The sequence below is a fragment of the Dyadobacter subterraneus genome, assembly GCF_015221875.1.
In the GTDB taxonomy this organism is placed as follows: Bacteria; Bacteroidota; Bacteroidia; order Cytophagales; family Spirosomataceae; genus Dyadobacter; species Dyadobacter subterraneus.
On sequence record NZ_JACYGY010000017.1, the window covers coordinates 1 to 982 of the forward strand.

A 982-nucleotide genomic window follows, 5' to 3' on the forward strand; every position below is an offset into this window, starting at 1 on the left:
GCTGGAAGTTTTTTTAGTTTCTTTATTTTCAGCGTTAGCAGCGAAAGTGAAAGAAGTAACAAAAGCGAAAGCAAGAGCGATATTTTTGAATGAGTTTTTCATGGCTATTTATATTTGAATGTTCTGTTGTAATTGTTTCCCTTATTGATGAATCAAAGATAGGGTGATGGCAGGTACTATGTATAACAAAGTACACGAATGGATGCTTTTCGGTGATAAGTGGTATTGGGAATAAATGAGTAATTAAGCGGTTGAAAGATACTAATGTGGGTTTGTAGAAGAAGATGGTTAGTTGGATTAAATAGGCCATGCTTACGGCATTTACAAACGACTAAAATATCGGTAATCCAGGGATTGAAATCCCTGGCTACAATGTCGTTCTTGCATATGGCATTTTTCTAGTGGCGTAGGCACGGCCGACATTGTAGCCAGGGGATTTATCCCCTGGAAATGAATCCCCTGGCTATATTTATTTTGTCATTATTGCAAACAAAAAATGGCTCCCGTTTTCACGAAAGCCATTTTCAAAAAGCAATATTTCTATATCATTATTTAATCGAAACAACGCGTTCAACAACTGATTCAGACAACTGGAATGACTTGGTTTGAGAGTCATTTTTAGTGATTACTTTGATTTCATATTTGCCGGCTGGCAGTTCATTCACATCCAAAACGCGGCCAAATTTTTGATTTCCTTTCTCAACTATTTCACGATAAACGATATCTCCAGTTGCGTTTTTAACCAGTAGTGTTGTGTTCGAATCATTGTTAGGTTTGTCAACGAAAACGTTGATTTTACCTTCCTTATTAATGTAAACACCGGTATTAAGTGAGACGGCTTTTTTAGTTTCTTTGTCATCTGCATGGGCAGAGAAAGCGAAAGAAGCAACAAATGCAAAGGCAACAGCGATATTTTTGATGTAAGTTTTCATGGCTTTGATTTTTTTATTTATGGCTAATATTTTTCTTATGAATGGCTAAT

General features: G+C 36.0%; 1 protein-coding gene. It reads right to left on the minus strand.

Features of this window, described 5'->3' with window-relative positions; genetic code table 11:
* Positions 1-548: 548 nt before the first annotated feature.
* Positions 549-932: a T9SS type A sorting domain-containing protein gene (locus tag IEE83_RS32760; protein ID WP_194124964.1), complete on the minus strand. Its 384-nt coding sequence runs from the start codon at positions 930-932 to the stop codon at positions 549-551.
* Between the last annotated feature and the right edge of the window lie 50 nt (positions 933-982).

What these genes read in the sequence shown, in the direction of transcription:
- IEE83_RS32760 (WP_194124964.1), bottom strand. Translation starts at nt 932, where the DNA reads ATGAAAACTTACATCAAAAATATCGCTGTTGCCTTTGCATTTGTTGCT.